The 18,088-nt window shown below is 71.2% G+C and carries 16 protein-coding genes; 8 read left to right on the forward strand and 8 right to left on the reverse strand.

Going from position 1 to position 18,088, the window contains the following annotated elements; genetic code table 11:
- The first annotated feature begins 8 nt into the window (after positions 1 to 8).
- Complete coding sequence (locus tag ACMXN5_RS11640) at positions 9 to 1,805, forward strand: immune inhibitor A domain-containing protein (protein ID WP_439675201.1); 1,797 nt, start codon at positions 9 to 11, stop codon at positions 1,803 to 1,805.
- A gap of 252 nt (positions 1,806 to 2,057) precedes the next feature.
- On the opposite strand, the gene ACMXN5_RS11645 is transcribed toward ACMXN5_RS11640, so the two are convergent.
- From ACMXN5_RS11645 to ACMXN5_RS11660, 4 genes are all read right to left on the reverse strand, one after another.
- Complete coding sequence (locus ACMXN5_RS11645) at positions 2,058 to 2,681, reverse strand: isochorismatase family protein (protein WP_439675202.1); 624 nt, start codon at positions 2,679 to 2,681, stop codon at positions 2,058 to 2,060.
- A gap of 53 nt (positions 2,682 to 2,734) precedes the next feature.
- A complete protein-coding gene (locus ACMXN5_RS11650; RefSeq protein WP_439675203.1) occupies positions 2,735 to 4,039 on the reverse strand; it encodes a nicotinate phosphoribosyltransferase in 1,305 nt (434 codons plus the stop codon).
- A gap of 109 nt (positions 4,040 to 4,148) precedes the next feature.
- Positions 4,149 to 4,955, reverse strand: coding sequence for an SDR family NAD(P)-dependent oxidoreductase (locus tag ACMXN5_RS11655; RefSeq protein ID WP_439675204.1), 807 nt, complete (start codon positions 4,953 to 4,955; stop codon positions 4,149 to 4,151).
- A gap of 94 nt (positions 4,956 to 5,049) precedes the next feature.
- Positions 5,050 to 5,412 (reverse strand): hypothetical protein, encoded by a 363-nt coding sequence (locus ACMXN5_RS11660; protein ID WP_439675205.1) that lies wholly within the window; start codon positions 5,410 to 5,412, stop codon positions 5,050 to 5,052.
- A 289-nt stretch (positions 5,413 to 5,701) separates the two neighbouring features.
- Between ACMXN5_RS11660 and alaS the strand changes: the two genes are divergently transcribed.
- Positions 5,702 to 7,012 carry an alanine--tRNA ligase gene (gene alaS / locus ACMXN5_RS11665; protein WP_439675206.1) on the forward strand — a complete coding sequence of 437 codons (1,311 nt, stop codon included), beginning with the start codon at positions 5,702 to 5,704 and terminating at the stop codon, positions 7,010 to 7,012.
- Positions 7,013 to 7,478: 466 nt separating this feature from the next.
- Here the strand turns inward: alaS and ACMXN5_RS11670 are convergent, their stop codons facing one another.
- Positions 7,479 to 8,336, reverse strand: coding sequence for a helix-turn-helix transcriptional regulator (locus ACMXN5_RS11670; protein ID WP_439675207.1), 858 nt, complete (start codon positions 8,334 to 8,336; stop codon positions 7,479 to 7,481).
- Positions 8,337 to 8,532: 196 nt separating this feature from the next.
- Here ACMXN5_RS11670 and ACMXN5_RS11675 point away from each other — a divergent pair, with 196 nt between their 5' ends.
- The gene (locus tag ACMXN5_RS11675; RefSeq protein ID WP_439675208.1) at positions 8,533 to 9,405 is read left to right on the forward strand and encodes an NAD-dependent epimerase/dehydratase family protein; all 873 of its coding nucleotides are present in this window, start codon (positions 8,533 to 8,535) and stop codon (positions 9,403 to 9,405) included.
- Between the two features lie 406 nt (positions 9,406 to 9,811).
- Here the strand turns inward: ACMXN5_RS11675 and ACMXN5_RS11680 are convergent, their stop codons facing one another.
- Complete coding sequence (locus ACMXN5_RS11680) at positions 9,812 to 11,179, reverse strand: FAD-binding oxidoreductase (protein WP_395789869.1); 1,368 nt, start codon at positions 11,177 to 11,179, stop codon at positions 9,812 to 9,814.
- Between the two features lie 72 nt (positions 11,180 to 11,251).
- Between ACMXN5_RS11680 and ACMXN5_RS11685 the strand changes: the two genes are divergently transcribed.
- The 5 genes from ACMXN5_RS11685 (at position 11,252) to ACMXN5_RS11705 (ending at position 15,536) form a co-directional block, all read left to right on the forward strand.
- Positions 11,252 to 11,722: an Lrp/AsnC family transcriptional regulator gene (locus tag ACMXN5_RS11685; protein ID WP_439675209.1), complete on the forward strand. Its 471-nt coding sequence runs from the start codon at positions 11,252 to 11,254 to the stop codon at positions 11,720 to 11,722.
- 138 nt (positions 11,723 to 11,860) lie between these two features.
- The gene (locus ACMXN5_RS11690; RefSeq protein WP_439675210.1) at positions 11,861 to 12,508 is read left to right on the forward strand and encodes an ABC transporter permease; all 648 of its coding nucleotides are present in this window, start codon (positions 11,861 to 11,863) and stop codon (positions 12,506 to 12,508) included.
- Positions 12,501 to 13,757 carry an ATP-binding cassette domain-containing protein gene (locus ACMXN5_RS11695; protein WP_439675211.1) on the forward strand — a complete coding sequence of 419 codons (1,257 nt, stop codon included), beginning with the start codon at positions 12,501 to 12,503 and terminating at the stop codon, positions 13,755 to 13,757. Before ACMXN5_RS11690 ends, ACMXN5_RS11695 begins: the two co-directional genes overlap by 8 nt.
- Complete coding sequence (locus tag ACMXN5_RS11700) at positions 13,754 to 14,569, forward strand: ABC transporter permease (RefSeq protein ID WP_439675212.1); 816 nt, start codon at positions 13,754 to 13,756, stop codon at positions 14,567 to 14,569. The genes ACMXN5_RS11695 and ACMXN5_RS11700 overlap by 4 nt, the downstream gene beginning before the upstream one ends.
- A gap of 1 nt (position 14,570) precedes the next feature.
- Entirely contained in the window at positions 14,571 to 15,536 is a 966-nt protein-coding gene (locus ACMXN5_RS11705) for a glycine betaine ABC transporter substrate-binding protein (RefSeq protein WP_439675213.1), read from the forward strand.
- Between the two features lie 458 nt (positions 15,537 to 15,994).
- Here ACMXN5_RS11705 and ACMXN5_RS11710 read toward each other — a convergent pair whose 3' ends face one another.
- The gene (locus ACMXN5_RS11710; protein ID WP_380002713.1) at positions 15,995 to 16,765 is read right to left on the reverse strand and encodes a YlbL family protein; all 771 of its coding nucleotides are present in this window, start codon (positions 16,763 to 16,765) and stop codon (positions 15,995 to 15,997) included.
- 139 nt (positions 16,766 to 16,904) lie between these two features.
- Positions 16,905 to 17,576 carry an IclR family transcriptional regulator gene (locus tag ACMXN5_RS11715; protein ID WP_078979460.1) on the reverse strand — a complete coding sequence of 224 codons (672 nt, stop codon included), beginning with the start codon at positions 17,574 to 17,576 and terminating at the stop codon, positions 16,905 to 16,907.
- Positions 17,577 to 18,088 lie beyond the last annotated feature (512 nt).

Raw genomic sequence — 18,088 nt, forward strand, 5'->3', positions numbered from 1 at the left:
GCGTCCTCGTGATTCCCAGGCGCGTCACTCCCGCCCTCGTCACCGTGCTGTGCGCGCTGCCGATCCTCGCCGCGGTGCCCACCTCCGCGGCGCCGAGACCCGACGACCCGGTCGCGGGAGCCGACTCCGGGGCCTTCGCCGAACGCGACCACGACCTGTCGCACCCTTTCAGCGAGCGCCGCCGACAGCGTCGCGACGCGGCGGTGCGGGCGATGACCGAGGACCCGGGGCTGACCTCGCGCACCGTGCCGGCGGGGGAGGCGGGCAGCGCCGAGACCCGACCGCCCGCCGAGTCGCGGGTGTTCGTGATCCTGGTCGAGTTCGGCGATCGTCTCGACGGCCCGAACGGACAGCGCTACGGCTCGCGCCCCGGCCCCCGGCACAACACGATCCCCGCGCCGGACCGGGCCCAGGACACCACCACGATGTGGCGGCCGGCTTACGAACGCGACCACTACCAGGACCTTTTCTTCGGCCCGGGCACGGTCGCGCCGTCCCTGGCGTCGTACTACCTGCGGCAGTCGGCGGGGCGCTACTCGATCGACGGCGAGGTCGCCGACTGGGTGCGGGTGCCGTACAACGAGGCGCGCTACGGCAACGACGCGTGCGGCAGGAACGTGTGCCGGGACGTCTGGGCGCTGGTGCGCGACGCGCTGAAGGTCTGGTACGACGGGCGGGCCGCGGAGGGGCTGAGCGCCGCGCAGATCCGCGAGCGGCTCGCCTCGTTCGACCGGTGGGACCGGGACGACTTCGACGGCGACGGCAACTTCGACGAGCCCGACGGCTACCTGGACAACGTGGAGATCGTGCACGCCGGCGTGGACAAGGCCCAGGGCGGTGGCGAACAGGGCCACGGCGCGATCTGGTCGCACCGCTGGTACGCCGAGGCCGACCAGGTGGGCCGCACCGGCCCGGCCGACAACCGGGCGGGCGGGGTGCCGATCGGGGACTCGGGGATGTGGGTGGGCGACTACACGATGCAGCCGGAGAACGGCGGACTGGGCGTGATCGCACACGAGTTCGGCCACAATCTGGGCCTGCCGGACCTGTACGACCAGGGCGACTCCACCGACGGCCCACCCGGCTTCTGGTCACTGATGGCCCTCGGCGCCTACCTCGGCGACGAGGACGGCGCGGGCTCCCTGCCGGGCGCCCTGTCCGCGTGGGACAAGCTCCAACTCGGCTGGCTGGACGTCCGAGTCGTCGACCCGACCCAAAAAACCGTGGTGCAACTGGCCCCCAACCAGTCCACGGGCGACCCACAGGCCCTGCTGATCCCGCTCCCCCCACGCCCCAACGGCGCAAAACGCTGGTACATCGTCGAAAACCGCCAATACGTGGGCGCCGACACCGCCCTGGTCGACGGCCCCTACCAACTCACCGCCGGCAAACGTGTGGCCACCCACTTCCCCTACGGCGAGGGCGTCCTGATCTGGCTGTGGGACACCGCGTTCACCGACAACGACGTCTCCCGCCACCCGGGCGAAGGCCTGATCCTCCCGATCGACATCCACCCGGACCCCCTCCGCGACCCCACCGGCAAACCCCTGCCCACCCGCTTCCAAACCGCCGACGCGGCCCTGACCGCAGAATCCGAACAAACCTCCGCAATCACCCTCGGCCGACTGGGCACCTTCCCATCCCGCCCAGGCACCCCAACCTTCACCGACACAGCCACATACTGGTCCGCAGCCTCCCCCACAACAGGCGTAAAGGTCCCCCGCACCGGCGTACAAATCCACACGGAAGGCCCCACCAGAACGGGCGGCGCCACAAGAGTCACAATCACCAGGTCCACGCCATGACACGTCCCGCAGCGGAGCCTTCCCGAGCGGGTCGGCTGTCGGCGGCGTGCGTTGCGCCTGTGGTTGCGGCCGGCCGGTGCGGGGCTGGTCAGAGTCGGTGATGGGCCGCCGCCGGCGTGCGTGGCTCCAAGACCCGGGCTCCCGGCCCGGCCGCCCCCGGCCCAACCGACGCACAAGCCCCGCCTCACCCCCCAAAGCCAAGCCACTCAGCCCGGCCGGCGTTTGAGGCCGCCCCGCCCCGCCGCGCCCCCCTCACCCCGCGACCGGCTCGCCCACCAGTTCCACGCCCGCCCCCCGCAGCCGCGCCAGCGCCGTCGCCGTGCTCGACGGGTCCACCCCGGCCGTGAGGCTCAGGAGTACCCGTGTGGCGAAGCCCTCGCCTACCGCGTCGAGGGCCGTTGCCCGGACGCAGTGGTCCGTGGCGATGCCCACCACGTCCACCTGGGTGACCCCCCGCTCCCGCAACCACGTGGCAAGGGACGTTCCGTCGGGGGCTGCGCCCTCGAAGCCGCTGTAGGCGGCGGCGTGGGCGCCCTTCGAGAAGACCTCCTCCACCCGCCCCGACTCGACCGCCGACGCGAACGCCGGGTGGAAGAGCGCCCCTTCCGTCCCGGCGACACAGTGCACCGGCCAGGACCGCGCGTAGTCCGGCGTCGCCGAGAAGTGCTCCCCGGGGTCCACGTGGTGGTCCCGCGTGGCCACGATGTGCGCATACGCCGGCGTCTCCGCGTGGACCGGGTCCGGCGGCTGCTCGGCCGCGTTGGCCGCCACGTGGTGGCGGATCGCCTCGGCCACCGCCGCGCCGCCCGCGACGGCGAGGCTTCCGCCCTCGCAGAAGTCGTTCTGTACGTCCACCACGATCAATGCCCGGGTCATCGCCACCTGCCTCCTCGTGACCGGCCCGTCGCCACCGACGAACCCGCTCGCGCCTACTCGTAAATCGTCGGAAGTACCGGTTCCCCGCGCGAGAGCTGCGTAGCCGAAAGCGGCAGTTCCTCACGCGAACGCTCGTGCCGCGCCCGCGCCGCCGACAGCGGCTCGCGCCCGACGATCTCCCCGCCCAGCACCAGCGGGACCAGCAGTTCCCGCTCCCCCGGCACCGGCTCCGCGTCCGCCCGGAACGGCCGCAGCACCTCGGCCTCGGCCACCCCGTCCGCGTCGTAGCGCCGCACCGCGCTCTTGCGGCCACCGTGGCTGGGCTTGCCGGGCGACTTCTTGGCCACCGGCACCAGCGGCGCGTCCGGCTCGTCGCTCATCGCGCGCGCGACCAGCTTGTACACCAGCGACGCGGTCGGGTGTCCCGAGCCGGTGACCAGCTGCGTGCCCACCCCGTAGGCGTCCACCGGGGCCGCCCGCAGCGAGGCGATCGCGTACTCGTCGAGGTCGCTGGTGACCACGATCCGGGTCTTCGCCGCGCCGAGTTCGTCGAGCTGCGCCCGCACCCGGTGGGCGAGCAGGAGCAGGTCGCCCGAGTCGAGCCGGACCGCGCCGAGTTCGTGCCCGGCCACCTCGACCGCCGTCCGTACCGCGGTTGCCACGTCGTAGGTGTCCACCAGGAGCGTGGTGTCCGCCCCCAGCGCGGCCACCTGCGCCGCGAACGCCTCGTGCTCGTCGTCGTGCAGCAGCGTGAAGGCGTGCGCGCTGGTGCCCCGGGTCGGAATCCCGTACCGCTGTCCCGCCCGCAGGTTGGACGTGCTCGCGAAGCCGCTGATGTACGCGGCGCGCGCGGCGGCGACCGCGGCCTCCTCGTGGGTACGGCGCGAGCCCATCTCGATGCACGGCCGCCCCGCCGCCGCCGAGGTCATCCGCGACGCGGCGGCGGCGACCGCGGCGTCGTGGTTGAGGATCGACAGGATCAGCGTCTCCAGCACCACCGCCTCGGCGAAGGTGCCCTCGACCACCACCAGCGGCGAGCCCGGGAACCAGCACTCGCCCTCGGCGTAGCCCCACACATTGCCGGTGAAGCGGTAGCCGGCCAACCAGTCCAGCGTCGCCCGGCCGACCACGCCGGCCTCGTCGAGGAAGCTCAGCGTCTCGTCGTCGAAGCGGAAGTTCTCGATGGCGTCGAGCAGTCGCCCGGTGCCGGCGGTCACGCCGTAGCGGCGCCCGTCCGGCAACCGGCGGGCGAAGGCCTCGAACACCGTACGACGGTGCGCCGCACCGCTGCGCAGTGCGGCTTCGAGCATCGTCAGCTCGTAGTGATCCGTCAGCAATGCCGTGGTTGCGGTGTCCATGTCGTCAGCATAACACGATTACGCGTCAGTTTGACGATTACTCGCAAGAGTGGCACGCATCACCGAAATTCCGCGACAATAGCCAACATTCATCCACTACTTCGGACATTTACCCGACCCGATCCTCCTCCGGTGTAGGCGCCCACGTCGACCCGTTGATGTGCGTCCCGCCGCCCACGAACAGGGTGTTACCGGTCACGTAGCGCGAATCCTCGCTCGCCAGGAACAGCGCCACGCCGCCGATGTCGGTCTCCGGGTCGCCCATCCGCCCCATCGGATTCAGCGCCTCGGCGGCCGCGGCGGCCTCCGGGTTCGCCCTCGCGTACGCCTCGAACGCCTCGGTCCTGGCCCCGGGGCAGATCACGTTGGCCCGAATCTGGTGCGGCGCCCACTCGCGCGCGGCCGAGCGGGTCAGCGCGCGCAGCGCCTCCTTGCCGACGTTGTACTCGGCGGTGAAGCGGTGCGCGTTGACCCCGTTCAGGCTGGCGATGTTGATCACGCTGCCGCCGCCCGCGTCCCGCATCGGCTCGAACGCCGCGCGCATCGTCCACCACCCGGCCCACATCGCCATGTCCAGGCCGTGCCGGAACTGTTCGTCGGTCTTGTTCTCGATCCGGTTGATCCGGCCGCCGCCCCACGCGTTGTTGACCAGCGTGTCGAGGCGTCCCCACCGGGACAGCGCGGCCTCGACCAGCCCGACCGCCTCGGCCTTGACCGTGACGTCGGCGACCACCGCGAGCGTCTCGACGCCGAACGTGTCGGTGATCTCGGCGGCCACCGGCTCCGCCGCCTCAGCGCGGATGTCGTTGACCAGGACCCGACACCCCTCGGCCGCGAGCCGCCGGGCGATCCCGCGCCCGATGCCGGCGCCCGAGCCGGTGATCACCGCGACGTGGTCCAAAAGACGTCCTGCCATGCGCTGCCTCCCACGTGGATCGTTGTGCTCTCGTGGGTTCGGTGGGTATCGGCAACCGCGCGACAAAACAAGGGCGTACCGGCGAAACCGCAGGTCAGCTGGGTCGCCACTGGTGATCGCAGTCCCGACACTTGCGGTCCCCGTACGGCATCGAGGACACCTTGCCCGAGCCGCACTCGGGACAGGTCGGCCCGTCCGCGGCGGTCGGCGGTCGCCAGCGCGCGGCGCACGAGCCGCAGACGTAGTCGCCGACGATGTCCGTACTCACCTTGGTCGAGCCGCACTTGCCGCACTGCACCTCGACGTGCCGCCGCTTGCGCGGCGCGGCGCGGCCGATCGCGGCCTGGCGTTCGCGCTGCGCGGAGAAGCCCCAGTAGGAGCGCAGTCGATCGGCCATGTCCGGGCGCAGGTCGCCGCCGTCGACGGCCGGGGCCTCGCTGCGTGGCTGCTCGCTCATGATCGGCACGGTAGGGCATGCCGACCGGCGCGAGAAGCCGGTTCGCCGGGCCCGCACCGGGATTTCGGGCCCGAGGCCCGGTTCGCCGGGCCCGAGCCCGGGATATCCCGTCGACCCGGGCGAAGCGTCCCGTTATCGTCGGGGACATGGAGATCCACGAGCAGCGAGCTACCGGCGTCGGGCCGGCGAACCGGGCGCGATAGCGCGCCTCGGCCCGGCTCGGCGTGTGTGCCCCCGGTGTGTACCCCCACCGCCCGCTGCCCGCTGCTCTCGCGAAGGCCGATGCGCCATGCTCTCTCCACACATCCGCTCCACCTTTCTCGACTTCTTCACCGCGCGCGGACACCACCCGGTGCCGTCCGGTTCACTGATGCCACCCGATCCGAGCCTGCTGGTGGCGAACGCGGGGATGAACCAGTTCAAACCCTGGTTCCTGGGCGACGTCGAGCCCGAGTTCCCCCGCGCGACCTCGGTCCAGAAGTGCGTCCGCACCGTCGACGTCGACAACATCGGGTACACCCGTCGGCACTCGACCTTCTTCGAGATGCTCGGCAACTTCTCCTTCGGCGACTACTTCAAGCCGGAGACCATCGCGTTCGCGTACGAACTGCTCACCGAACACTTCGGCCTGTCCCGCGACCGGTTGTGGATCACCGTGTACGAGGACGACGACGAGTCGGAGCGGATCTGGCGCGCGGTCGGCGTGCCGTCGTCGCGGATCCAACGGATGGGCGCGGCGGACAACTTCTGGTCGATGGGCGTGCCGGGGCCGTGCGGGCCGTGCTCGGACGTCACCTACGACCGGGGCCCGTCGTTCGGGCCGGACGGCGGACCGGCGGTGGACTCGGAGCGCTTCGTCGAGTTGTGGAGCCTGGTCTTCATGCGCAGCGTGCGCGGCGAGAGCGGGCCCGACGGGAGTTTTCCCGTCCTCGGCGAACTGCCGCGCACCGGCGTCGACACGGGGCTCGGGCTGGACCGGCTCGCGGCGATCCTCCAGGACGTGGGCGGCGCGGTCGAGACCGATCTGCTGCGGCCCACGCTCGCGGTGGTCGAGGAGTCGGCGGGTCGGGGCTACTCCCCCGTCGACCGCGAGGACCCCGACCGGGTCTCGTTCGAGGTGGTCACCGACCACGCGCGGGCGATCGCGTTCCTGCTCGCGGACGGCATCCGGCCGGACAAGGAGGGCACGGGGTACGTCCTGCGCCGGCTGATGCGACGCGCGATCCGGCACGGCCGCCGGCTCGGCATCGAAGGCGCGATCCTGCCGCCGATCACCGCGAGCGTAGTGCGCAACCTGGGCCCGACCTGGCCCGAACTCACCCTCGTGGCGCCCCTGATCGAGGAGGTGACCGCGCGGGAGGAGGAGTCCTTCGACCGAGTCCTCACCCGCGGCACGCGCCTGGTCGACCGCGCCATCCGCCGCCGCCTGGCAACAGGTGAATCCGACCTGCCGGCGGAAAGCGTCTTCACCCTCTACGACTCCCACGGCTACCCACCGGACCTGACCATCGAGGCAGCCCGCGAATCCGGCCTGACGGTAGACCACCCCCACCTACGCACCCTCCTACCAACCCTCCCCCCAAACCCACCCGGCCAGTAACGAACCCCGGCCCCGAAGCAAAGCAACTCCGTCCCCGGCCGGCCTCCGGCCCGGTTGTCCTCAAACGCCGGACGGGCTGAACCACAAGCCCACCACACGCGCGCCACCCCCACCCGAAGCCCGGAGCGCAGCCGGTCAACCCGAGCCACACTCGGCCCGTCCGGCGTTTGAGGACAACCGGGCGGAGGCCGGCCGACACCGACGCGGGCCCACACCGCATGCGCAACCCCAGCCCGAAACCCAAAGCGCAGCCAGTCAACCCGAGCCCACCCAACCCGTCCCGGCGTTTGAGGACACCGGGCGGAGGCCGGCCGACACCGACGCGGGCCCACACCGCATGCGCAACCCCGGCCCGAAACCCAAAGCGCAGCCAGTCGACCCGAGCCCACCCAGCCCGTCCGGCGTTTGAGGACACCGGGCCGGAGGCCGGCCCGCCCCGAAGCACGCCGCCCCAGCCCCGCCCCGCTCAATCCCGCCCCATGCCCGCCTCCGCCGAGGCCGTCATGGTCTGCACGCCCACCACCCGAAGCAGCGCCAACTGCTCTGCCGCCCGGCTCCCCGGCTCGGCCGTGTACACGATCAGCCGCTGATCCGCCTCGGCCGCCACCAGCACCTGGCACCGCACCGTGATGTCGCCGATCGACGGATGCCGGAACGTCTTGTCCATCGACCGCCGCACCGCCACATCGTGCGCGGCCCACAACTTCGCGAACTCCGCCGACCCCGCCGACAGTTGCGCCACCAGCGCCGCCGCCCGGGGATCACCGCCCCGCCGCCCGACCGTGGCCCGCAGATCGGCCACGTGGGTCCGGGAAACGGCGGCGGCGTCCTCCGCCCGGAAGCGCGACCGCGAGCCCGGCTCGGTGAACCACCGCACCAGGATGTTGCGTCCGACCCCCGGCCCCGTCAACGCGACCGCCATCGTGTTCTGCGCGAGCACGTCGCCCAGATCTGAGATCACCTGCGCCGGCACGTCGTGCAGCCGATCGAGCACCAGCAACATCGCCGGCGGCACGTGCGCGTCGCGGCCCGACGAGCACCCCGGCGGCACCTGCCCGGCCAGGTGGAAGAGGTGATCGCGACCGTCCCGGTCCAACCGCAGCGCGCGGGCCAGCGCGGCGAGCAGTTGCGGCGACGGGTTGGGGCCCCGGTTCTGCTCCAGCCGCGCGTAGTAGTCGACCGACATCCCGGCCAGCCGCGCGACCTCCTCGCGCCGCAGCCCTGCGGTCCGCCGCCGGGAGCCGTCGGGCAGCCCCACGTCGGCCGGGGACAACCGCTCCCGGCTGCGCGTCAGGAAGCCGGCAAGTTCGCGTCGATCGCTCATGCCCCCAGCATCGGCCCTGGCCGGAGCGGTATCCAGGGACCACGTGTCCCTGGATCCGCAGTGCCCGGACAACCCGTCCGAGGTCGACGAGTCCGCGGTCGAACGGGTCTCTCCCGCGACCGGACCCACCCCACCAGGCTGGGTGCACCGAGTCCGGAACACCGGATGCGGCCCCCACCCCCTCGGGAGCACCACCATGCGCACGATCCTGGTCACCGGCGCCACCGGCAACGTCGGCACCCGCTTCGTCCCCCGCCTGCGGGCCGCGCTCGACCCCCGCGACACCGTACGCGTCCTGGTCCGCGACCCGAACCGCGCGCCGACCGGTACCCAGGTCGTGGTCGGCGACCTGCTCGCCCCCGCCGACCGGGCGACGGCGCTCGCGGGCGTCGACGTCGTGATCAACCTCGCCGCCGCGTTCCGGGCCGTCCCGGACCAGACCGCCCGCGCGGTCAACCTGGAGGCGGCCACGGCCCTGGCCCGCGAGGCGTCGGCGGCGGGTGTGCGGCGCTTCGTGCACACGAGTACGAACCTGGTCTACGGCGCAGGGCTCGGCCGGCCGGCCCTGGAGGGCGATCCGACCGAGCCCAGCGGCGGGTTCGGGACCTACCCGGAGATCAAGGCCGCCGCCGACGCCGAACTGCTCGCGCTGCGCGAGGCACTCGGACTCGACGTGGTGATCCTGCGGTTGGCGTTCGTGTACGGCGACGGCGACACGCACATGCGCGATTTCCTGCCCCGCATCGCCGGTTGGGCGCCGCATCGACGACTGCCGACGGTGCATCACGCGGACGTCGCCCAGGCCCTGGTGCGCGTGGTGCGCGGCGGAGGGGACGGGCGCGGCGGACCCGGGCCGTCCCCGGTGTACAACGTCGGCGACGACGCGCCGCTCACCGTGCACGAGTTGGCCGCGCTGCACGGCCTCGACCGCCCGGCCGCCGGCGGCGTGGACGGCGCCGCCGGGGATCCCTGGGAGGCGCTGCCGGACACGGGCCTGGTGCGCCGCGAACTCGGCTACCGCCCGCTGCACCCGACGGTGCGCGCCGCGGCCGAGGCCGGCGCGCTGTGACCCCGCCTCGGCGGCGGGGTCGTACATCGCAGGGGGAGCCGGTCAGGCGGCTCGGCGAATCGCGGTGACGAGGCGGGCGGTGGCCTGCGCGCGTGCCTGTCGACGGCGGCGCAGCGCGATCGCCGCGACTCGTACCTCTCGACTGTCCCGCTTCTCCACGACCGCCACCTCCGAACGCACCCCGGTCCGCCCCGAGAGGGCGACACCGTGCGCCCCAGCAGGGGCGACGTATCCAAACCTAGGTGTCGTACCCCCATTCGGGCGTCGGCCGGGAGTGCCGATCACGCCTACTACCCGAGGACGACCCGAACCCCGACGTACCCCCGGGGCATGCCACCCCGGGAGCAGTCGACAGGACCTCCGAGGGAGCAGCGGCTGCTCCGACGCGCCCCCGGTCGGCGTTCGTTCAGACCACCTTGCCCGGGTTGAGGATGCCCAGCGGGTCGAACACGGCCTTGATGCCGCGCTGCACCTCGACACCCACCGGTCCCAGTTCCTCCGCCAGCCACTCCCGCTTGAGCGTGCCCACGCCGTGTTCGCCGGTGATCGTGCCGCCGAGGTCCAGGCCGAGTCGCATGATCGCGTCGAACGCGAGACCGGCCCGCTCGACCGCGGCCGGGTCGGTCGCGTCGAAGATCACGATCGGGTGGGTGTTCCCGTCGCCCGCGTGCGCGCACACCCCGATCACCGTGTCGTGCCGCTCGGCGATCGCGGCCACCCCGTCGAGCATGTCGCCCAGTCGCGAACGCGGCACCGCGACGTCGTCGATCATGCTCGTGCCCAGCCGCTCCAGGGCCGGCAGCGCGAGCCGGCGGGCCTGCATGAACATCGCCGAGTCCTCGGCGTCCTCCGCGGTGAACGCCTCGAAGGCGCCCGCCTCGGTACAGATCGCCTCGATCGCGGCCAGCTCGGCGGCCGGCTCCGGGGTGTCCACGGCGATCAGGAGCAGCGCCGCGCTGTGCTCGGGCAGGCCCATGGCGGCCAGCGCGTTCACCGCCCGCAGCGTGGTGCCGTCCATCAGCTCCATCAGCGAGGGCGTGTGCCCGGCCGCCATGATCGCGGAGACCGCGCGGGCCGCCGAGGCGGTGTCGGCGAACTGGGCCACCGTCACCAGCGCGGGCGGCGGGGTGGGGCGCAGCGCCAGGGTGGCCCGGGTGACCACGCCGAGCGTGCCCTCGGCGCCGACGAACAGGCGGGTCAGGTCGTAGCCCGCGACGCCCTTGGCGGTCTGCCGCCCGGTGTGCAGGACTCGCCCGTCGGCGAGGACGACCTCCAGGCCGAGCACGTACTCGGCGGTCACGCCGTACTTGACGCAGCACAGCCCGCCCGCACCGGTGCCGATGTTGCCGCCGATCGTGCAGGTCTCCCAGCTCGAGGGGTCCGGCGGGTACACCAGGCCGAATTCGGCGGTGGCCTTGGACAGGTCGGCGTTGACCACACCGGGCTCGACCACGGCGATCCGGTCCACGGGGTCGATGCGCAGGATCCGGTTCATCCGTACGAGTGACAGCACGATGCAGCCGTCGACCGCGTTGGCCCCGCCCGACAACCCGGTACGGGCGCCCTGCGGGACCACCGGCACCCGCAGCCGGGTGGCCACCCGCATCACGTGCCGCACCTGTTCGGTGGTCTCGGCGAGGACCACCACCGCAGGGTTACCGGCCGCACACAGGCCGGCCATGTCACGCGCGTACGATGCGGCGATGTCCGCGTCCGTCACCAGGACGTGCGCGGGTAGATCCTCCCGCAGCGCCGCGATCAGGTCGGTCGTCATGCTGCCTCCCGGTGTGGCCGTGAATGGCCCCAGGGTAGGCACCGGGAACCGAGTACCCCGAGGGAGGGCACCGTGCAGATCGACCGGTTGGATGCCGCGCTGATCAGGTTGTTGGTGGACACGCCGCGGATCGGTGTCGTGGAGTGTTCGCGCCGGCTCGCCGTGGCGCGCGGGACGGTACAGGCCCGCCTGGACCGGCTGCGCGAGGGCGGCGTGATCAGGGGCTTCGGGCCGGACGTGGACCCGGCCACGCTCGGCTTCCCGGTGACCGCGTTCATGACCCTGGAGATCCGCCAGGGGCAGGGGCGTGACGTGCGCAAACACCTGGAGTGTGTGCCGCAGGTGCTGGAGGTGCACACGATCACCGGTCGGGGCGACCTGCTGTGCCGGATCGTGGCCCGCTCCAACGCGCATCTGCAGCAGGTGATCGAGGCGATCGTCGAGCTGGAAGCGGTGGTCCGCGCCTCCACGACGATCGCGACGGAGAATCCGGTGCCGTATCGGGTGTTGCCGCTGGTCGAGTGCGCGGTGACGGAGGGGTGAGCGCACGCGCTCGTGGCGGACGGGTGACGGGGCACCGGTTCGGGTGACGATCGTGCCCGCTCGGCGTATCGGGGGTTTCCCGGGCGGCGGGCGGCGGTAACTGCCGGCGGTCGGCACCACGATCGCGGAAGGGCCGCCTTGAGCTTCTGGGACTACGTCTCCAGCCGCCGCGAGCAGCTCTGGATCGAAACCTGGATGCACGCCGGCGCTGTGTTCCAGTGCATGGTGATCGCCACCGCGATCGGCGTGCTCATCGCGGTGGCGACCTACCGCAGCGCGTTCGCCTCGCGCCTGGCGATCGGTATCACCGCCACCATCCTGACCATCCCCTCGTTCGCGTTGCTCGGTCTGCTGATCCCGCTGCTCGGCCTGGGCGTCGCGCCGACCGTGGTCGCGCTGGTGTTGTACGCGCTGCTCCCGATCGTGCGCAACGCGATCGTCGGGCTGGCCGGGGTCGATCCACAGCTTGTGGACGCCGCGCGCGGGATCGGCATGAACCGGGTGATGATCCTGCTCCGGATCGAGCTGCCGCTGGCCTGGCCGGCGCTGCTCACCGGGATCCGGGTGTCCACCCAGATGATCATGGGCATCGCGGCGATCGCCGCCTACGTGTCCGGCCCCGGCCTGGGCAACGAGATCTTCACCGGCCTGGCCCGGTTGGGCAGCAGGAACGCGATCAACGCGGCCTGGGCGGGCACCCTCGGCGTGGTCGTGCTGGCCCTGCTCTTCGACGCGGCCTATGTACTCCTCGGCCGGCTGACCGTTCCCAGGGGGATCCGTGACTGACGTCACCGGCGCGACGATTCGACTCGACGAGCTGACCAAACACTTCCCCGGGCAGAAGACGGCCGCGGTCGACCGGGTGAGCCTGGAAATCCCGGCCGGGCAACTGGTGGTGTTCGTCGGCCCGTCCGGCAGCGGCAAGACCACCACGATGAAGATGATCAACCGGCTGATCGAACCGACGTCGGGGCTGATCTCGATCGACGATCGGGACGTGACCCACCTGGACCCGGTCAAACTGCGGCGCAAGATCGGGTACGCGATCCAGAACAGCGGCCTCTTCCCGCACATGACGGTCGGTCAGAACATCGCGCTGGTACCGAAAATGCTCGGATGGAGCCGCTCGCGCACGTCCGGCCGGGTGGACGAACTCCTGGAGACCGTGGGCCTGGACAGCGTCGAGTTCCGCAACCGCTACCCGCGCCAGCTCTCCGGCGGCCAGCAGCAGCGGGTGGGGGTCGCGCGGGCGCTCGCGGGCGATCCGCCGGTGTTGCTGATGGACGAGCCGTTCGGCGCGGTGGACCCGATCACGCGCGGCCACCTCCAGGACGAACTGATCCGGATCCAGCACGAGTTGCACAAGACGATCGTGTTCGTCACGCACGACTTCGACGAGGCGGTCAAGCTCGGCGACCGGATCGTGGTGTTGCGCGAGCAGTCGCACATCGCCCAGTACGACACGCCCGAGGCGATCCTGACCAACCCGGCGGACGAGTTCGTGGCCGGGTTCGTCGGGGCGGGGGCCGCGCTGAAGCGGCTGACCCTGTCGCGGGTGCGCGACGTGGAGGTGGTGCCGTTCGCCACGGCGGGGCTGCGCGACGACATCGCCACGATTCGGCGTTCGGCGCGCGAGTACGGCACCGACGAGGTGCTGCTGCTCGACGAACGGCGGCGGCCTACCCGCTGGTTGCGGCGCGAGGAGGTCCGGCGCGGCGGCCCGGGGTCGGCGGTGACGGCGCACGAGGTGGGCGACACGGTCACCCGCGACGCGACGCTGCGGGACGCGCTGGACGCGATCCTGACCGAGGGCGGCGGCAAGGTCGCGGTCACGGGGGCGCGCGGCGAGTACGTCGGGGTGGTCTCGATCGAGACGTTGATGACCTCGATCCAGGAGATGCTCGAAGCCGATCGGGAGGCCGCGCGCGAGCACTTGGAGGAGTTGGAGACGCAGCGCGAGGTGCAGCGTTTCGAGGACGAGCGGCGCGCCGGGCACGAGGACGGCGCGCACCCGGCCGAGAGCGATCCGCGATGAGCGGGCTGCGGGGCGGCGCGGCCACTCCCGTCGAGGAGGCCGAGACGCGCGCGGCACGCCCGGTCGCGCTGCCGTCGCGGTTCCGGTGGACCGACTTCGTGGTGATGCCCGTCTTCCTCGCGCTGGTCCTGCTGGCACTGTGGTTGTGGATCTCGCACCAGGACCTGGACCCGATCGAACGCATCACGCTGGCCTGGTCCAACGTCCGGCGTCGGATCGTCGAGCACATCCGACTGACCGTGCTGTCGACGGTGTTGGTGCTGGCCATCGCGATCCCGCTGGGCGTGGCGCTGACCCGGCGGCAGGCTCGCCGGCTGGCGCCGTTCGCCCTCGCGCTGGCCAACATCGGCCAGGCCACCCCGGCGATCGGGCTGCTCGTACTGCTCACCCTGTGGCTGGGGGTCGGCGTGAAGGTCGCCGTGATCGGCGCGGTCGCGTACGCGGTACTCCCGGTACTGAGCAACACCATCGCCGGGCTGCGCAACGTCGACCGGCGACTGGTCGAGGCGGCGCGCGGGATCGGCATGTCCATGCCGGGTGTGCTGTTCAAGGTCGAACTCCCGCTCGCGGTACCGCTGGTGCTGGCGGGGGTGCGCACCGCGCTGGTGCTCAACGTGGGTACCGCGACGCTGGCCACGTTCGTGAACGCGGGCGGGCTCGGCGACATCATCCAGGACGGGATCCTGCTCCAGCGCACGCGCGTGCTGATCGTCGGCAGTGTGCTGACCGTCGTCCTCGCGCTCACCGTGGACTGGCTGGCCTCCCTCGCCGAACAGGGCCTGCGCCCACGCGGCCTGGGAAACGGGGGCTGACATGCGGCACGCGGCCTGGCGGGTGGCCCTGTCGGCCCTGCTCGCGACGCTGCCCGCCTGCGGCCTGACCAGCGGCCTGCCGCTGACCGTCGACGCCGACCCCGGCTCGATCCGCCGGCAGCCCTCGCTCGACGGCAAGACGTTGACGGTCAGCTCGAAGGAGTTCAGCGAACAACTGGTGCTCGGCGAGATCGCGGGCATCGCGCTCAAGGTGGCGGGCGCCAAGGTGATCGACAAGACCAACATCAAGGGCTCGATCGGCGCGCGCGAGGCGCTGAAGAAGGGCTCGGTGGACCTGTACTGGGAGTACACGGGCACCGCGTGGATCAACTATCTCGGCCACACGCAGCCGATCACCGACCCGCAGGCCCAGTGGGACGCGGTGGCCGCCCAGGACGCCCGCAACGGCATCGTCTGGCTGCCGCCCGCACCACTGAACAACACCTACGCGTTCGCCGGAACGCAGTCGAACATGCGCAGATACGACCTGCACACCCTCAGCGACGTGGCCGCCCTGGCCGCGCGCGACGCCGGCGCGGTGACGTTCTGCGTCGAAAACGAGTTCGCGGCCCGAAGCGACGGCCTGGGCGGGGTGTTGGCGGCCTACGGAATCAAGATCCCGGACGGCAACATCCGAAAAATGCAGTCCGGCCTGATCTACACCGAGACGGCCAAGGGCGACACATGCCTACTCGGCGAGGTATTCACCACCGACGGCCGCATCGCCGCGATGAACCTGTCGGTACTCACCGACGACAAACACTTCTTCCCCAACTACAACGCCGCAGTAACGATCAACGCGAAAACCTACAAAAAATACCCGGCCATCCGAGACGTCCTGACCCCGATCACCACCAAACTCACCACAGACGTCATGCGCACCCTCAACGCAGAAGTGGACGTAGCAGGCCAAGAACCAAGAGACGTAGCCAAGTCCTGGCTAAAACAAGAGGGCTTCATCACCTAACCCCAACCCAACCAACCCAGGGCCCACCCAACCAAACACCCACCCAGCCCGGCCGGCGCTTGAGACCAAAGAAGCCAACCCACGCCCGACGTCAGCCAAACACCCACCCAGCCCGGCCGGCGCTTGAGGCCAACAAAGCCAACCCACGCCCAACGTCAGCCACACGACCACCCAGCCTGGCCGGCGCTTGAGGCCAAGAAAGCCAACTCACGCCCGAGGTCGGCCGAACAACAATCCAGCCCGGCCGGCGCTTGAGGCCAAAGAAGCCAACTCACGCCCGAGGTCGGCCGAACAACAATCCAGCCCGGCCGGCGCTTGAGGCCAAAGAAGCCAACTCACGCCCGAGGTCGGCCGAACAACAATCCAGCCCGGCCGGCGCTTGAGGCCAACAAAGCCAACCGACGCCTTACGTCAGCCGAACGACACGCCGGCCCACCCCGCGCCTGAGGCCAAAGGCATCAGCACGACGGAACCTTGCCCCCGGCGTTGAGCGCGTTCAACGCATCGACCGCCCCCGAGAGCGTCTCCACCGGAATCAGCTTCAACCCCGAATCCCCCACCCGCCCGGCCTCGCCACATTCACCCTTCGGCAGGATGAACACCGTCGCCCCCGCCCGCTTCGCCGCCAACAGCTTCATCGGCAACCCACCGATCTCGCCGACCTTGCCGTTCGTATCGATCGCCCCCGTACCGGCAATCGTCCGCCCACCGGTCAACGGGCCCTCGGTCATCTTGTCCACGATGCCCAGCGCGAAGAACAGCCCGGCACTGGGCCCGCCGACATCGGACAGGTGCAACGTGACCTTGACGTCCTCCGGCGACTTGCCCAGATACCGAAGCGCCGCGACCGTCGCACTGTCCTGCGACTTGACCATGTCCTTGACGTTGGTCTCGACGACCTGCTCGACCGATTTGCCGTCCGGGTAGATCGACTTCCGAGGCACCACCGACTCGTCCTCGTCCCACCACGCGGAAAGCAGCGACCCGAGCCGATGCTTCTCGTTCCGCCCGCTCGCGTGGATCGTGGTCAGCAACAGGTGCCCGGTCGTCGGGTACACGGGAGCCGGCCCCGAGATCTCGACCACCGGCCGCCCCCCGTCGTCCCCGAGCGTGTCGGCGACCGAGCCCGGCGTGATCAGGACGTACGGCATCGGCACCAGAAACGCGAAGCCGAAAAGGCACGCGACGAGGAGCAGAGACACCGGCAGGGTGAGCTTGGTTCGGGCCACGCTTGGCAATTAAACACGGCGCGACAGGCCACGCCGTACCGGACTCGCCTCACCGCCTCCGCAGGCGCCCCCGCAGGCGCCCCCAGGCGTTCCACAGCCGGCCCGCAGCCGCCCCACAGACACCGCCCCGACCCCGGCCCTACGCCGCGGACACCCGCACGCCGCCCAGTTCGTTGGACAGTTCGGCCGCCGCCTCGGCCACCCGACGCCCCAGGCGTTCGGTGTCCAGGTTGCCGAGCGAGACGATCCCGACGCTCGATTCCACCGCCGCCAGATCCGGCACCGCAGCGGCGATCCCCGGCACCGTGTTCCGGCCGTCGCCCGGGGCGTACACATAGGACCTGGGCCCGTCCAGCCCGGCCATCACCCGACGCGCGGCCAGGATCGCCAACCCCGCCGCACCCGCGTCCAGCGCGTGCCGCGAGCCGACCCGATAGGCCACGTGGTAGTCGGTCCAGGTGGGTTCGGCCACGGCGACCACGAGGGCCTCCATGCCGTCCACGATGGTCAGGTGCGCGGTGGCCCCGGTCTCCTCGGCGAGCCGACGCAGACACGGCACCGCCGCGTCGCGGACCAGCGGGTGGGCCCGACGGGCCAGTTGCAGCGCACCGAGGCCGAGCTTCGTACGTCCGCTCTCGTCGCGGCGGACCAGGCCGTGCTGCTCCAGAGTGGCGAGAATGCGGTAGACGACGGTGCGGTTGACGCCCAGTGCGGCGGTGATGTCGTACACCGACAAACCGTCCGAGGCATCGGCGAGCAGTTCGAGAACCTTGAGTCCTCGGTCCAGGGTCTGTGACGTCTCGGCGACCACCGGCCCCCCTCCCTTCGCGTGACGTTGCATTACGTCCAGCGGCGGCGTTCGATCCCCGAACGGAACGCCACATTCGCGAGGCTGTGCGGCGCCAGGTCATGGGGCCAGGACACGTACTCGTCACCATTCGGCGGGCAGGCCGAACGGATTCCCACGCCCACGCAGGACGGTTTCTCCTGTGCGAGGCGTCAGAGGATCACGCTAACCAGAGGGGGAAGCTTTGGCACCGGATATCCGAGATACGGACAGCTAAAATATCAGATGAATCGGAACATAAGCCACAAACAAACCAATCCACAACATGCGATCCTCGCCACGTTGCGCACAGGGCGGCATCCGGGCAGCCCCGTACTCACCAGCCGGACACCGCGTCCCAACCCCTGAGACCAAAGCAGTCCGGCACCCCGACCCCGAGCGCGCCCCATCCCCCAGATCAAGACGCCCCCAACCGCCCCCATCGACCCGAATTCACAGCCCCACCCGGATCGCTCACCCATCCACCAACCTCGACT

The sequence above is a fragment of the Embleya australiensis genome, from assembly GCF_051903075.1.
Taxonomy (GTDB): domain Bacteria; phylum Actinomycetota; class Actinomycetes; order Streptomycetales; family Streptomycetaceae; genus Embleya.

Bases quoted from the DNA above. Each gene is read 5' to 3' on its own strand.
- ACMXN5_RS11705 (WP_439675213.1), top strand. From the start codon at position 14,571: ATGCGGCACGCGGCCTGGCGGGTGGCCCTGTCGGCCCTGCTCGCGACG.
- ACMXN5_RS11680 (WP_395789869.1), bottom strand. From the start codon at position 11,179: ATGACGACCGACCTGATCGCGGCGCTGCGGGAGGATCTACCCGCGCAC.
- ACMXN5_RS11645 (WP_439675202.1), bottom strand. From the start codon at position 2,681: ATGACCCGGGCATTGATCGTGGTGGACGTACAGAACGACTTCTGCGAG.
- ACMXN5_RS11670 (WP_439675207.1), bottom strand. From the start codon at position 8,336: ATGAGCGATCGACGCGAACTTGCCGGCTTCCTGACGCGCAGCCGGGAG.
- ACMXN5_RS11655 (WP_439675204.1), bottom strand. From the start codon at position 4,955: ATGGCAGGACGTCTTTTGGACCACGTCGCGGTGATCACCGGCTCGGGC.
- ACMXN5_RS11700 (WP_439675212.1), top strand. From the start codon at position 13,754: ATGAGCGGGCTGCGGGGCGGCGCGGCCACTCCCGTCGAGGAGGCCGAG.
- ACMXN5_RS11675 (WP_439675208.1), top strand. From the start codon at position 8,533: ATGCGCACGATCCTGGTCACCGGCGCCACCGGCAACGTCGGCACCCGC.
- ACMXN5_RS11660 (WP_439675205.1), bottom strand. From the start codon at position 5,412: ATGAGCGAGCAGCCACGCAGCGAGGCCCCGGCCGTCGACGGCGGCGAC.
- alaS (WP_439675206.1), top strand. From the start codon at position 5,702: ATGCTCTCTCCACACATCCGCTCCACCTTTCTCGACTTCTTCACCGCG.
- ACMXN5_RS11650 (WP_439675203.1), bottom strand. From the start codon at position 4,039: ATGGACACCGCAACCACGGCATTGCTGACGGATCACTACGAGCTGACG.